The organism is Dyadobacter sp. HNCC25DJ185, from assembly GCF_056895195.1.
Genome location: NZ_JBXHAR010000008.1, coordinates 328,123 through 341,743 on the forward strand (window position 1 = coordinate 328,123; position 13,621 = coordinate 341,743).

Below are 13,621 nucleotides of genomic sequence, written 5' to 3' on the forward strand. Positions count from 1 at the left end.
TTGAAAATTATTCAGACCACCCAATCCTCTACCCGATACGCACTGTCCCAGAACACATATTCCAACCGCGACGCAGTCAGGTAAGCTTCGATCATTTGCTGCCTTACCTTGTCAGACGCGGATTCGGCTAATTGGTCACAGATACCAATGGCCTTTTTTACAGAGTGTGCGAAGTCTTCTCCGGAGTAGGCGTTGATCCAGTTTTGATATGGATTGGGTGAAACCTGATTGGCATAGATGTAGTCCCCGATCTCTTTGTAAATCCAGAAGCAGGGCAACAAGGCCGCAACCGCTACCTCGTAGGATTCAAACGCGCTAACCGTCGTCAGGTAATTGGTGTACGCAAAACATCCGGGCGCCTTCCCGCTGGTATATGCGATTTCATATTCTTTGAAATAACCCAAATGCAATGCCCGCTCGACAAGGATGGCGTTCTGAGCGAACTGCAGAAAATCCAATAGCTCATGGCTGCTGCCAGCTCGCGTTCCCGTGACTGCCAGGGCTTTTGCAAAATCAGCCAGATAGAGTGAGTCCTGGTAAATGTAAAACTTGAATTTTTCAACCGGCAAAGTGCCTTCTTTCAACTCCTGGTTAAATGGGTGGAGTAATATCTTTTCAAAAATCGGCAAGGCATTTGCCCATAGCAAGTCGGTGAATTTCATGATAAAAGCTGCATAGGTATTGGGGAAAATGAATGGTTAACCGGACCATGACCAAACCCGGTCTTCACATCCTTGCCCGCCACGATGGCACCAGAAATGTATTCTTTGGCAAAGATGATCGCCTCGGGCAGGGAATTGCCCTTTGCAACAAAAGTGGCGATGGCGGAAGAAAGCGTACAACCCGTTCCATGCACATTGTTGCTGTCGATGTAATCGCTTTCGAACGTGAACGTTTCCTGGCCCGTTTGCGCAAAAAGATCATATAAAACCGGGGCAATCAAATGTCCGCCCTTCAGCAAGACCGCCCTGCAACCCCTGCCAACCATTTCTTCGGCTGCTTTTTTCATTTGATCGGCGGAGTCTATTTTCCCGGAAATCAATATTTGCCCCTCGTCCAGGTTGGGTGTGATCAGGTTCACCCGTGGGAACAGTTCCTTCCAAAGCACCGTGATGGTTTCATCCCGGATGAGTTTGGAACCGCTGGTAGATACCATCACCGGATCAAAAACCACAAAACCAGGTTTGAAACGGTCCAGTATTTCAGCAATGACCATCGCAACTTCAACCGTATTGATCATGCCAATTTTAACGGCATCAACAGTTAAGTCCTCAAACACCGCTTCGAGTTGTTCCCTCAAAAATCCGGGAGGGACCGGGTGAATGGCCCTGACGCCCGTTGTGTTCTGAGCGGTGAGGGCGGTAATGGCCGAAGCCCCGTAGCCGCCGAGTGCGGCAATGGTTTTCAGGTCGGCCTGGATGCCTGCGCCTCCGCTGCTGTCGGATCCGGCGATGGTTAATATGGTTGGATATCTGGACATATCGACGTCTGGTCAGGCGCTATCGTTTACGATCGGGAGCTGCCGTTATAGTTGGTTGAAGGAACGACGGATTGCATCACTGTTTTCAGCCGGAAGGCCGCTTCGTAAGGAGATGTCGCACTGCAAATAGCGGAGACTACCGCAATCATTTCAGCCCCATTCCCAATTGCCTCTGCAACGTTATTGCCATTTAATCCCCCGATGACGGCAAGACTATGGCTGCTGTTTTGCCGTGCCCACCGAAGGCCTTCGATTCCCCACGGCTTTTTAAGGTCTGTTTTGGTAGGTGTTTCAAACAAGGGACTTAGGGCCAGGTAGGATAAATCCATAGCCTCTGCTTCCAATACATCCGCTTCATTTTCAGCCGACAGGCCGATTATTTTTCCTGCTGGCAGCAATTGGTTCAACATTTCAAAAGGCATATCAGTCTGCCCTACATGCACTCCGTCAGCGTCTGCGGCCAGGGCCACATCGAGCCGGTCGTTGATGATCAAGGGAACATGATAAGGTTGCAACAAGTCCCTCAGCCGTTTGGCGCGATCGATAAAAGCGCGGGTGGATAAGTGTTTTTCCCGAAGCTGGACCATCGTCACCCCGCCTTGCACGGCTTCCTCAACCACCCAGTAAAAATCCCGTCCGAGACACGCGGCTTCATCGGTTACCAGGTATAAATGGCGGGTCAAAGGAATGATCGGGTCTGGAATTGTCATTTGCTGTCAGGTTTGATCTTAATTCACATTTTTTAACTGACTTTGGCCAGTTCTGCCAGATGCGCAGGGCTAACTTCGGAAAGACTATCCAGAAAAGCAATTTGAAAAGTACCGGGTGATTTTGCATCGCGAAACGCCAGTTCACCGCAAACGCCCATGGTCACTGCTGCTGAAACGGTCGCTTCAAAAGCATCTGCGACAACCGCCGCGTAAGCACCGGCAATCGCGGAAGCCGAACATCCCATCCCCGTGACTTTGGTCATGACAGGCACGCCGTTCGAGACATAGGCTGTTTTGTCACCGCAGACAATCACATCAGTAGCGCCACTGACACTCACAACAGACCCGAAACGCCGGGACAACGCACGGGCTGCTTCGATGCTGTCTGTTGAATCGGCCGTACTGTCCACACCTTTTGTCTGAATGTTTGCTCCGGCCAGGGCCAGGATTTCGGAGCCGTTTCCTCTGATGATAGTGGGCTGTACGGTTTCCAGCAATTCGCTCAGCACTTTGTTCCGGTAGGAAGTAGCACCTGCACCCACCGGATCCAGAATGATCGGCTTATTGAGTCGTGCGGCGGCTTTCATAGCCAGTTTCATTCCCTCTACCCAATGCGGTGACAAAGTCCCTATGTTAACAACCAGCGCCCCGGCAATAGCTGCCATTTCTTCCACTTCTTCCAGGGCGTGAGCCATCACAGGCGATGCGCCTATTGCGAGTAAGGCATTGGCCGTGTAATTCATCACCACGTAATTGGTAATGTTATGCACCAGCGGTGCAGATGCGCGCAGGTTTTGCAAATTGTTTGCCAATTGAATTTTCATCATCCAAAGATTTGGTTTTAAATAAATTGAATGGACGAAAGGAGCAAGTTGAACATGCATTCGCGACGGCATGCCACTTAAAGAGAGAAAAGATATTGACTATCTTGTGTTCGCTTTTTCCTACGACAGTATCAACTGTTTCAGGTTCAAAGGGTATAAATCTCAGTCCTTTTGGACACCCCTAAAGCCATTCTTAGTTGCGAATGTAGTAGTTTTGGACGGTTTATAAAAAATTCTGCTTACCATACGATGATTAAAGCTGCGATATTTGACATGGACGGGCTGCTGATCGATTCGGAACCGATCTGGCATGAAGCTGCCCGCGAAGTCATGCAAAAAGTGAATTTCGAGATCACCGACGCATTGAAACTGCAGACTACCGGCCTGTCGATCAAACTATTCCTGGATTTCTGCCACCAGATCCAGCCCTGGAACACCCCTTCTTTTGAAGAGCTTGAAAAAGATATTCTTGAACGGGCCCATGCCAATATTCTGGCTCATGCCGTAGCCATGCCCGGCGCGATCGCCTTAATCAAAGAGCTGAAATCCCAAGGTTTAAAACTGGCCGTTGCCTCGGCATCCCACATGGAACTGATCGAAGGCGTTTTGAAAAGACTGGACATCATTGATTATTTTGACACCTGGCATTCGGGGGAGCTGGAGAAATTCACCAAGCCGCATCCGGCGGTGTACCTGACAACGGCCGCAAAACTAGGCGTACTGCCCGAAGAATGCATTGCATTTGAGGATTCTCATGCAGGACTGCGTTCGGCGCATGCGGCCGGGATGATTACCATTTCGGTCCCTACCATGGAAGTTTTTGATCATCCGAAATTTGATATGGCGCATTACAAGATCAGTTCACTGGAAAAATATATATTGAGCGAAATGTCCTGTGTTCCTCAAAATGCCATGGATAACTAAACCCCGAATCTTCCATTCCCTTCACCTGCATGTTAGGACTTCGACACTTCAGTATAATGATCATGATCAGGATAATTGTGATTATCCTGAGTGTTATTGCCTTGGCATGGCTTGCCAACAAGCACACCAACGAAATGCTGGTTTATGTCCTTGGAACCATCTTCATTTTTGTACAGGGGTCCTTGCTATATCAGTACGTGACCAATGTAAACCGCAAGCTGACCTACTTTCTTGAATCCGTCCGTTATTCCGACTTTACGATCAATTTCCGGTCGGACAATAAGATGGGGCGGACATTTAAGGAGCTTAACCAACAATTCAATGAGGTTTTGCATGCATTCAGGCAGGCACGGGCAGAAAAAGAGGCCAACCTGCAATACCTGAACACCATCGTACAGCACATTGGTACCGGCCTGATCACTTTTGACAGTACCGGACAGGTTAACCTCATCAATAATGCAGCGCTCCGGATGCTCGGCATTTACCGGCTACACCAGCTAGGCGAACTAAAAGACAAACATCCCAGGCTTTATGAACTACTCTCGGATCTGAATACCGGTGTCCGCGAGTTGTACCGCACGCCTTCCGACCAGCCACTGGCACTGCAGGGTGCCGCCATCCAGCTGCGTGGCATGTGGGTCAGGATTGTTGTTTTACAAAATATCCAGACGGAATTGCAACAACAGGAAGTAGAATCATGGCAAAACCTTACCCGCGTGCTGCGTCACGAGATCATGAACTCCATGACACCCATCGTCTCATTGGTAGGAACCATGCGGCTGATCGTCAATGAAGACATTGAAAAGTCGACCAGCGACCAGGAGGCTGTCAAGGATTTAAAGGAAGCATTGGCGACATTGGAAAAAAGAAGTAAAGGAATGATGCAGTTCGTAAATGCCTACCGCGATTTTACTACATTGCCGAAACCCGTCTTTGCCAATCTGAGTGTCGCCGAGCTTTTGCAGGAGGTATTGCAACTGCTACAGACCGACCTGACGCAGTCTGGTGTGCTCTGGAAGCTTTCCGTCAAACCCGAAACGTTGACCGTTAAAGCCGACGCGAGCCAGATCCAGCAGGTCCTGATCAACCTGGTTAAGAATGCATCAGAAGCTTTTTCGAGCCAAAGAAACCGATTGATCACATTATCCGCTTACCAAACCGACAACACGGTGATGATCGAAGTGGAGGACAATGGAGATGGGATTGAACCTGAGGCCATTGAGAACATTTTTATCCCTTTTTACACCACAAAAAAGACAGGGTCAGGTATCGGGCTTAGTCTCTCCCGCCAGATCCTGCAACAGCATAACGGCCAGCTGAATGTTTCATCGGAAGTAGGTAAAGGCACCGTTTTTACGCTCATCATATAATCTTCTCAAATACTTCGCGGGCTTGCATCCCTTGTTCTCAGGCTGCCGTATATATTACAACCATTGGAAACCGTTTTCCATCCCAGGGAAAAATACATTCTGACTGTTATGAAAAATTACGTGATCTCAAGCCTGTTGGCGGTTGGACTGCTAGGCTGTAAAAATTCAGGTATTGATAAAAAAGAGGAAGGGCTTAAATACAAAGAAACCATCACCATGAACGATGTCCCCAAAGCTTCGCTGACCTTTTATGAGGTGACGGACAGTCGCTGCCCCGAGGGCGCTACCTGCATTTGGGCAGGCAATGCATCGGTAGATCTGCTGCTGAGCGGGGTAACCGTAGAGGGAGGAATTAATGAACACATTAAAATGTGCTCAGGCGCTTGCGGAGGAAGTTTTGGCGAAGATACTTTGATTAAAAAATTCGCCGGAGAGGAATACCGTATCATTCTTCAAGAGGTGAAACCTCATCCCAAAATCACGGATGAAATTAAAAAAGAAGACTACTCTATTCTCCTTAAAATCGAAAAAACCAAATGAGCGCATAGCTTACCAAACCTTAATGACCTGGTAAGCTATGCCCATCAGGCCAGTTTACTCTTCCGATATCCGTAGCTGAAATAAATAACCAGCCCGATCGCCAGCCAGATCACAAAAATCAGCCAGTTGGAAGAGCCTAGTTCGGTCATCAGGTACAGGTTGGTGAGGATGCCGGCAACCGGCAACAATGAAAAATTGTGCTGATAACCCAATATCGCAAGGCTGCACCAGACGATCCAGAATACAATGGTCAGGAGCTTGTGCTCAATTAGTTCCATGAAAGTCAGCATCCTCCATTCGACGAGCACTTCTTTACCGTAAGTCAGCAAGCCAACCACTGCAAGAACAAATAATATTCCGATCAAATACTTTCCATTGAGGTAAGGCACCTTGAATTTAGACTGTGCCGAAATTCCTTTGTGGTCCAGGTAAAGCACGCCGCCGCAGACCAGGATAAAGGCGAAAAATGTCCCCACACTAGTGAGGTCCACAAAAAAATCCATTTTAAAAAACAATGCAGGAATACCAACCACAAACCCGGTCACAATGGTCGCAAAAGAGGGCGTCTGGAATTTGGGGTGGATTTTCGAGAAACGTTTCCAAAGCAACCCATCGCGGCTCATGGTCATCCAGATTCTCGGCTGGCCCAGCTGGTAAACCAGCAGCGCGCTGGTGATCGCGATCACCGAACTCACCGAAATGATCCCTGCCATAAAATCCAGTCCATTTTTCTCAAAAACAAAGGCCAGCGGATCACTCACTTTGAGTTCGGTATAATTAACCATTCCGGTCAAAACCAACGTGATCGCAACATATAATACGGTACAGATTACCAGGCAGTAGATCATGGCCTTGGGCATGTCCCGCTGCGGGTTTTTGCATTCTTCCGCCGTTGTGGATATCGAATCAAAACCAATAAATGCAAAGAAAACCGAAGCCACGCCACCCATTACTCCTTTGATTCCATTGGGAGCAAACGGGGACCAATTTTCGGGTTTCACGTAAAATGCCCCGGCAAAGATGACCAGCAGAACGACCCCGATTTTAAGGACGACCATGATATTGCTGGCGGTCCTGGATTCGCGTATCCCAATATATACCAGTGCAGTGATCAGCAAGGTAACCAATCCTGCGGGGAGGTTCAGCATGATGTGGAAACCGCCGATAGTTGGCGCCGTCTCATAGGCTGCCGCAGCAAATTTTTCATAGGTGCTCAGCTCTGCTCCGACCGTATGCAGCTTGGCAAATGCTTCCGAAGCGGTTTCCTGGTTAACCGTCAGCCAGCCGGGAAGTACGATCCCGAAACCTTTTAACATACTCGTAAAATACTCCGACCAGGAAATCGCAACCACCATATTGGAAACAGCATATTCCAGGATCAGCGACCAGCCAATAATCCATGCAAATAACTCACCGAAAGCCACATACGCATATGTGTACGCACTACCAGATACAGGGACCGTGCTTGCAAACTGGGCGTAAGACAATGCGGTAAAAACGCAGGCCACAGCGGTAAAAATGAACAACAAAGACACGGCAGGCCCTCCGTTGTAACTCGCAACACCAATGGTACTGAAAATCCCGGCACCCACGATCGCTGCAATTCCCAATGAAACAAGATCCCTTACACCCAGTATTTTAGCTAGTCCGCTTCCTTCTACGGAGTTGGCATCTTTCAGAATTTGTTCGACTGTTTTTTTACGGAATAGCGAGGAACTTTGTTTCATGCAGGAACCAATTTATGGGGTATCAATGAGAAATATGTTTGGCTAAAATAATGATATTCTCAGCTTATCTTCCCATCCGTTAAAAATTTGTTCGGCAAATCTCAAAAATTCAATACAAAATTCTTTTTCCCGAAATCAAACAGGTCAGGATTGCGTTATTGACCTGCTAATGCGCTACTTTATACTCACCACCAGTTATGAAATCCGGCTTTACGTTCCTCATTCTCCTTGCTTTAATTGCGCCGCTGCATGCCCAGGATATTAAATCCTACACAACGGCACAGGCCCATTCCCACAATGATTACACCAGGCCAAGAGCATTCTTCGACGCTTACGATCAGCAGTTTGGCTCTGTGGAAGCAGATTTGTACCTCGTTAGGGACACACTTTTTGTAGCCCACGAAATGAAAGAAATTATGCCTGCCAAGACATTCGATGCGCTGTATCTTCGGCCTATTTTGCAACAGGTCGAAAAAAACGATGGCAGCATATACCCGCAAAAAGACGCCCCTTTGCAGCTGCTGATTGACCTGAAAACTTCGGGGGAAGAAACGCTTGCGGCGTTAATCAAAGAGCTGGAACCGCACCAGGATCTTTTGAAACCCAAAGGGCCTGTATACATTGTGATCAGCGGAAACGTCCCCGACGCGGCCACGTTTGAAAGATATCCGCCTTATATTTTTTTCGACGGACGTCCTGAAAATATATACACTACCGAGCAGTTGGCCCATGTCGGATTGATCAGCCAGGCTTTTCAGAGGTATTCCAAATGGAATGGAGAAGGACCTCTGCCTGATAAAGACAAAAAAAATATCCAGAAAATGATCAGTCAGGCCCACCAGCAGGGAAAAAAGGTAAGGCTATGGGCAACTCCCGACAATATTAATTCCTGGAAAACGATGATGGCCCTGGGGGTAGACTGGCTTAACACCGACAAAGTGAGGGAGATGGGTGATTATCTGCGCACTGCACCCAGATAATCACCAAATAAAATACCGGCTTTTTTTATTTTTTCGATGGTATTAAATAGCATTAGGACAGTTATAAGCTATATTGTACTGTTTTCAATGTCAACCCATCCTTCATGTCTGCTGAACAATCTGCTGCGCTTAAAAAAGTTTTAAAACCAATACATCTTTGGGCAATCGCCGTAGGGCTCGTTATTTCGGGGGAATATTTCGGATGGAATTATGGCTGGGGTGTCTCGGGAACCATCGGCTTCCTGATCGCCACGCTGGTCGTGACTTTGATGTATGTCACGTTCATCTTTAGTTTCACAGAGCTAACAACTTCTATTCCGCAGGCAGGGGGACCTTTCTCCTATGCACACAAAGCTTTCGGCTGGTGGGGAGGGCTTATCGCCGGTTATGCAACGCTCATCGAATTTCTGGTCACACCACCTGCGATCGCATTTGCGCTAGGCAGTTATTCACATTTTTTGTATCCCTCCCTGGCAGTCCTTGATGTCGCTTTTGCGTGCTACGCTATCTTTATTGTTATTAATTTATTGGGTATCAAGGAATCTGCCATGTTTTCGTTGGTCGTTACCCTGCTCGCGGTTGTAGAACTCCTGATCTATATAGGCATTGTTGCCCCCCATTTCTCCTACCAAACCTTCGTGACCGATCCCATGCCTTTTGGCTGGCCGGGGGTTTTTGCCGCGCTGCCTTTTGCCATCTGGTTTTACCTGGCGATAGAAGGTGTGGCAATGGTCGCCGAAGAAGTGGAAGACCCCAAACGCACAATTTCAAGAGGTTACATTTATGGAATCCTGACACTAGTGGTACTAGCACTTGCCGTGATGATTTTTACCGGCGGCGTCACCCACTGGAAGGTATTGAGTGAAATTGATTACCCCCTGCCCGCCGCGCTGGGCATCGTGCTCGGTCGGGATAGTGGGCTTACTCATCTTTTTGCAAGCCTGGGGCTATTTGGACTGATCGCCTCATTTCATGGCACGGTCATCGGTTATTCGCGACAAATATTTGCCCTGGCAAGGAGCGGGTTCCTGCCCGCGTTTCTCGGAAATGTCAACTCAAAATTTCAGACGCCGCATTGGGCGCTGGTTGCAGGTGGAATTGCCGGCTGCGCTGCACTGATGCTGGGAACTACCGACCAGGTCATCATTCTGGCTGCATTGGGGGCAGTAGTGATGTACATGATCAGCATGGTGGCTTTGTTTGCATTAAGACAAAAGGAACCCAATCTGGAACGCCCTTTTTCGGTGCCGTTTTATCCCGTTTTTCCTGCCATAGCCCTGATCCTGTCATCTATATGCCTGATCGCTATCGTTTACTATAATGTGATGATGAGCGTCTGGTTTTTTGCAGGATTGATCGTGGTGACCATTCTTTACCTGATGACCGGGCGTCACAAAACTTTATAAATACTTTCCGGAATCAAAAGAAAAGTGCCAGGCTTAATCTGGCGAAAAACGGGGTGCCCGGTGTAAAGTGGATTTCTTCGACCGGCGATCCTTCATTTTTCAACCGGCTCAATGTGGCAAACTGGGTTTCCTTCCATTTGGTATTCAAGAGATTTTGAACCGACAAACCTAGATTGTAGGACTTTTTGGCATAATTAAGCTGCATGTCTCCCACTGCATAACCTTTGGCTACAATCGAATTATCCCCGTTTGCAGGGCGGTTGGCCATATATCTGTATCGTAATGAACCGCTCAGCCCACTTGGCATTTGCAGGGAAAGCCCGCCTGTAGAAGTGAAAAGCGGCGCCAACGGCAGGTAATTCATTCCTTCCTGCTGTCCGATCGCCCTTGGCTTCGCCGAGCTGATGTCTACATCTGCGTAAAGCATTTTAGTCACCTGATACCTGATCGATAAGTCCAGTCCCTGCCTTTTTGATTTTCCGCTCGGCTCGATCACGCCGGCGTCGCCGATATAGACAAATTCCTGCTGCATCCACAAGTACCATGCTGCGGCGTTGATCAGCATTTTCGGAAAAGGCTTCAATATCATCCCCAAATCCGAACCGTAGGCGCCTGGCAAAATCTGTTTGCCGCCTTGAGGTACCGTGACCCTCGTATCATTGGAGTGGAAGCCCTTTCCTGAGTTGATATACAATTGTAGTCTCGGGTTGAACGTATAATAGAAATTCAATTTCGGCGAAATGATCGCGTCACTGGTATGTTTTGTGTCGATTGGCTGTGCAAGCAGGTCTTTATACTGATCCCGGAAATAATCGACGCGTACACCTGCATTGACCGTAAAAACCTCGTTGACCTGAATCAATTCGTCGATATAAGCAGCCGCATTCAGCTCATTCACATTTCCCAGTTTATAAGGATCCAATGTGACGGAGCGGTTTTTGGTATGAGATAATTCTGTCCTGTTGGTCAAATCGTGACGGTACTGAACGCCCAGGGCTGTAGTCCAGCTGGATTTGCCGAGGTAATGCTGCTTTGAAATGCTTCCATTGTAGCCAAACAAGTTTCTCTTTTCCTTCTGGCGGATCTGATCGCCATTTAAAGAATCTTCGAGAAAGAATGTAAAATTGGAATACAGCTCGAAACTATAATTGCTGTAAAAAAGCTGATTTTTAATGACATAATTGGACGGCGTTACGGTCACAAGCTGCGCATTGACATTACTCCGGCTGGTCTCCCCGCCTTCAGTAGGGTCAATTGATCCGTAAAAACCGATCAGGCCTGATGCTATCGCGCGGTCAGGGATTTGTCCGGAGTGGCTCCATTTGCTCCAGAAAGTAGAACCTGTCACGGTCAGGTTGGTATTGGGCGCTGCGTGACCGTGGTATTTTCCGACGAGGTTCAGCCTGTTGAAATGCTGGGGATTGTCAAAATAAGAATTGGTAAAGGAATATTCAGAAGCAATGTAAGCGGACTGACTTTTATCCTTGCCCTTTTGACCTAATAAATCAATCCCCGCCACTGCCCGATACGTATCAAATTGCCCTGCTTCAAACTTAACAAATGATTGATCCAACGCATCTTTCGTACGAAAATCGGCCCAGCCAGCGGTTGCAAAATTGCCCTTGTCCGTCGTATAAGGTCCTTTTTTGAAATCAACACCTTGTATCAGTTCCGGAATCACAAAATGCAAATCCGCATATCCCTGCCCATGCGCATGAGACACCATGTTAACCGGCATTCCATCCACGGTTAACCGGATATCCGTTCCATGATCGAGATCAAAACCTCTGAGAAAGATCTGCTCCGCTTTCCCACCACCTGCATGCTGCCCAATGAACAGCCCCGGGACCATTCTCAGAATTTCCTGGGAATTGCTAATAGGCCTGAGCTTAATATCCACCCCGCTGATCAATTGCTGATCATGCGCCCGCACCGATGATACCACCACTTCGCTGAGCGAAATGGTGGTATTGGAAAGTAATGTTTTAAGAAATTCGGTTTTGTCGTCTGTTACCGTCACTTCAAGAACCTGCGTCTTAAAGCTCACATGTGACAGTTCAACTTTATATTTGGATGCAACCAGCCCTTCAAACCTGTACTGGCCCAATTCATTGGTCACCGTCGATTTTCCCTGCCCGGTCAACTGCACAATGACCCCTTCCAATGGCTGGTTGGTGCTTTCGTCATTCACTAGCCCTGAGATGCTCCCGAGGTGGGCATACGAACAGAAATGAATGGAAAGCAAACTAAGAAGGAGCAGATATTTTTGCATGTCTTTGCTTAAAGGGCAAATTTAGGATTTGTTTTCTTTGCCTGCGCCAGCAATTTATCTCCCTGCACTTTGTTCCCCATGGCAAGCTCAATCGCACTGGCGATTTGTAAAACCTCCGGGTCCCGGGTGCCTGTACTCAGGGCCACTTTCATATGCCGCATCGCCTTTTCGTTGTTTTTCTCCTTAAAATAGACGTATGCCAAAGCGTGGTTCACATCAATATTTTTTGGCCTGACTGCAAATTCTTTCAACCCATAGTATGCCGCAGAATCCAGCTGTCCTGTTTTGGTATAAAGCTTGCAAAGTTCAAGGTCGACCGCGTGACCCGAACGTGCATCTTCACCCAGCATTTTGATTACCTCGGCATACTTCTTTTTTGCTTTTTCCTGATCTCCCTGCAAGGCATAGATGTCCGCCATTTCTTCGTGAAAAGAAAACTCCGGCATGATCTTCGCGGCTTTGTCAAGTTCCGCCAGCGCCTTATCATATTGCTTTCTGGCTTTGAAAATCTGTGCTTGCCCGCGCAGCGCAAAAGCGTAGCTGGGCCGCATGGCTAGTATTTGCTGATATTCATTCTCGGCCTCTTTCAGCTGACCGGTCGTTTCATACAAATGTCCTAATGTGTTTTTACTCCAGCATTGCGGCTCCGAGCCAGGCAAACCCGCCTGAACGGCCAGCTGCATAGCGGCAATGGAACCAGGATAATTTCCATAAATCTCGCGAAGGTAAGAAGCGCGTGAATAAGCTTCCAGAGAGGGTTTCAATGCCTGCATTTTGTCGGACATCGCAACGGCCTGGTCATATTCACCCAGCTCTACATTCGCGTCTACCAGCACACCATACACATAGGCATTGTTGGGGTTGATCTGTCGGGCTTTCTCCGCCAGCGTCCGGGCCTCGGCAAACTGGTGCTGTGACATTTTTACGGATGCTTTGAATGTGGTAGCTTCGAAATTCTGCGGTTCAAGTGCCAGTACGCCATCAAGGATAGTCAGTACAGCCGGATAATAATAAGGATGCTCGCCGGTAATCCGGGCTTCCGACAGGTAGATCACGACAAGCTGCAAACGGGGCTTTACATCCTTTGGGTTGTGTTTGATCTTACCTTTTAACTCCTCCACTTTTGCTTTAGTCTTTTGCCATTCCATGGCAGTTGCGAGCTCACCATGTCTTTCGAAAAGCGCAGGCATATCGGTGTTGGCTCCATTATTTTTTTCGGGAGTTTCGGTTTTTTTCTTTTCACTGCATCCCAGCTGTGCGAAGAGAAAAAGTGTGATGGAAAGCGTAATGATTGTTTTCATAAGCGAATGCTCCTTTATTATGAATGAAGGGAATTTGGTGTTTTAGAAATAGCCGGAGCCGACCTGCAACAATGGTTAGAAATCAAG

12 protein-coding genes and 1 riboswitch are annotated in these 13,621 nt (G+C 47.9%); of the genes, 5 read left to right on the forward strand and 7 right to left on the reverse strand.

Annotated features, from left to right (window positions below; all coding sequences use genetic code 11):
• Positions 1 to 11: 11 nt before the first annotated feature.
• Genes tenA through thiM form a run of 4 tightly spaced genes read right to left on the reverse strand, consistent with a single transcriptional unit; the run spans position 12 to position 3,017 of the window.
• On the reverse strand, positions 12 to 662 hold the full coding sequence (gene tenA / locus AC1XUF_RS23445; protein ID WP_483344283.1) for a thiaminase II: 651 nt from the start codon (positions 660 to 662) through the stop codon (positions 12 to 14).
• Positions 659 to 1,480 carry a bifunctional hydroxymethylpyrimidine kinase/phosphomethylpyrimidine kinase gene (thiD, locus tag AC1XUF_RS23450; RefSeq protein ID WP_483344284.1) on the reverse strand — a complete coding sequence of 274 codons (822 nt, stop codon included), beginning with the start codon at positions 1,478 to 1,480 and terminating at the stop codon, positions 659 to 661. The genes tenA and thiD overlap by 4 nt, the downstream gene beginning before the upstream one ends.
• A 26-nt stretch (positions 1,481 to 1,506) precedes the next feature.
• On the reverse strand, positions 1,507 to 2,190 hold the full coding sequence (thiE, locus tag AC1XUF_RS23455) for a thiamine phosphate synthase (RefSeq protein ID WP_483344285.1): 684 nt from the start codon (positions 2,188 to 2,190) through the stop codon (positions 1,507 to 1,509).
• 32 nt (positions 2,191 to 2,222) lie between these two features.
• Positions 2,223 to 3,017, reverse strand: a complete 795-nt coding sequence (thiM, locus tag AC1XUF_RS23460; protein ID WP_483344286.1) for a hydroxyethylthiazole kinase — start codon at positions 3,015 to 3,017, stop codon at positions 2,223 to 2,225.
• Between the two features lie 97 nt (positions 3,018 to 3,114).
• A riboswitch (TPP riboswitch) is annotated at positions 3,115 to 3,207 on the reverse strand.
• Between the two features lie 56 nt (positions 3,208 to 3,263).
• On the opposite strand from thiM, the gene hxpB reads away from it, so the two are divergent.
• The 3 genes from hxpB to AC1XUF_RS23475 all read left to right on the forward strand — a co-directional run bounded on the left by hxpB (position 3,264) and on the right by AC1XUF_RS23475 (position 5,848).
• Complete coding sequence (gene hxpB, locus AC1XUF_RS23465) at positions 3,264 to 3,938, forward strand: hexitol phosphatase HxpB (RefSeq protein ID WP_483344287.1); 675 nt, start codon at positions 3,264 to 3,266, stop codon at positions 3,936 to 3,938.
• Between the two features lie 56 nt (positions 3,939 to 3,994).
• Positions 3,995 to 5,308, forward strand: a complete 1,314-nt coding sequence (locus AC1XUF_RS23470) for a sensor histidine kinase (protein ID WP_483344288.1) — start codon at positions 3,995 to 3,997, stop codon at positions 5,306 to 5,308.
• Between the two features lie 108 nt (positions 5,309 to 5,416).
• Positions 5,417 to 5,848 (forward strand): hypothetical protein, encoded by a 432-nt coding sequence (locus AC1XUF_RS23475; RefSeq protein WP_483344289.1) that lies wholly within the window; start codon positions 5,417 to 5,419, stop codon positions 5,846 to 5,848.
• A gap of 44 nt (positions 5,849 to 5,892) precedes the next feature.
• On the opposite strand, the gene AC1XUF_RS23480 is transcribed toward AC1XUF_RS23475, so the two are convergent.
• Positions 5,893 to 7,575: an amino acid permease gene (locus AC1XUF_RS23480; RefSeq protein ID WP_483344290.1), complete on the reverse strand. Its 1,683-nt coding sequence runs from the start codon at positions 7,573 to 7,575 to the stop codon at positions 5,893 to 5,895.
• A gap of 197 nt (positions 7,576 to 7,772) precedes the next feature.
• On the opposite strand from AC1XUF_RS23480, the gene AC1XUF_RS23485 reads away from it, so the two are divergent.
• The gene (locus tag AC1XUF_RS23485; protein WP_483344291.1) at positions 7,773 to 8,555 is read left to right on the forward strand and encodes a phosphatidylinositol-specific phospholipase C/glycerophosphodiester phosphodiesterase family protein; all 783 of its coding nucleotides are present in this window, start codon (positions 7,773 to 7,775) and stop codon (positions 8,553 to 8,555) included.
• 104 nt (positions 8,556 to 8,659) lie between these two features.
• The gene (gene eat, locus AC1XUF_RS23490) at positions 8,660 to 9,961 is read left to right on the forward strand and encodes an ethanolamine permease (RefSeq protein WP_483344292.1); all 1,302 of its coding nucleotides are present in this window, start codon (positions 8,660 to 8,662) and stop codon (positions 9,959 to 9,961) included.
• A gap of 13 nt (positions 9,962 to 9,974) precedes the next feature.
• On the opposite strand, the gene AC1XUF_RS23495 is transcribed toward eat, so the two are convergent.
• A complete protein-coding gene (locus AC1XUF_RS23495) occupies positions 9,975 to 12,233 on the reverse strand; it encodes a TonB-dependent receptor (RefSeq protein WP_483344293.1) in 2,259 nt (752 codons plus the stop codon).
• Positions 12,234 to 12,241: 8 nt separating this feature from the next.
• Positions 12,242 to 13,534: a tetratricopeptide repeat protein gene (locus AC1XUF_RS23500; protein ID WP_483344294.1), complete on the reverse strand. Its 1,293-nt coding sequence runs from the start codon at positions 13,532 to 13,534 to the stop codon at positions 12,242 to 12,244.
• Positions 13,535 to 13,621 lie beyond the last annotated feature (87 nt).

Coding starts and splice junctions, on each gene's coding strand:
- tenA (WP_483344283.1), bottom strand. CDS start 662: ATGAAATTCACCGACTTGCTATGGGCAAATGCCTTGCCGATTTTTGAA.
- thiD (WP_483344284.1), bottom strand. CDS start 1,480: ATGTCCAGATATCCAACCATATTAACCATCGCCGGATCCGACAGCAGC.
- thiE (WP_483344285.1), bottom strand. CDS start 2,190: ATGACAATTCCAGACCCGATCATTCCTTTGACCCGCCATTTATACCTG.
- thiM (WP_483344286.1), bottom strand. CDS start 3,017: ATGATGAAAATTCAATTGGCAAACAATTTGCAAAACCTGCGCGCATCT.
- hxpB (WP_483344287.1), top strand. CDS start 3,264: ATGATTAAAGCTGCGATATTTGACATGGACGGGCTGCTGATCGATTCG.
- AC1XUF_RS23470 (WP_483344288.1), top strand. CDS start 3,995: ATGATCATGATCAGGATAATTGTGATTATCCTGAGTGTTATTGCCTTG.
- AC1XUF_RS23475 (WP_483344289.1), top strand. CDS start 5,417: ATGAAAAATTACGTGATCTCAAGCCTGTTGGCGGTTGGACTGCTAGGC.
- AC1XUF_RS23480 (WP_483344290.1), bottom strand. CDS start 7,575: ATGAAACAAAGTTCCTCGCTATTCCGTAAAAAAACAGTCGAACAAATT.
- AC1XUF_RS23485 (WP_483344291.1), top strand. CDS start 7,773: ATGAAATCCGGCTTTACGTTCCTCATTCTCCTTGCTTTAATTGCGCCG.
- eat (WP_483344292.1), top strand. CDS start 8,660: ATGTCTGCTGAACAATCTGCTGCGCTTAAAAAAGTTTTAAAACCAATA.
- AC1XUF_RS23495 (WP_483344293.1), bottom strand. CDS start 12,233: ATGCAAAAATATCTGCTCCTTCTTAGTTTGCTTTCCATTCATTTCTGT.
- AC1XUF_RS23500 (WP_483344294.1), bottom strand. CDS start 13,534: ATGAAAACAATCATTACGCTTTCCATCACACTTTTTCTCTTCGCACAG.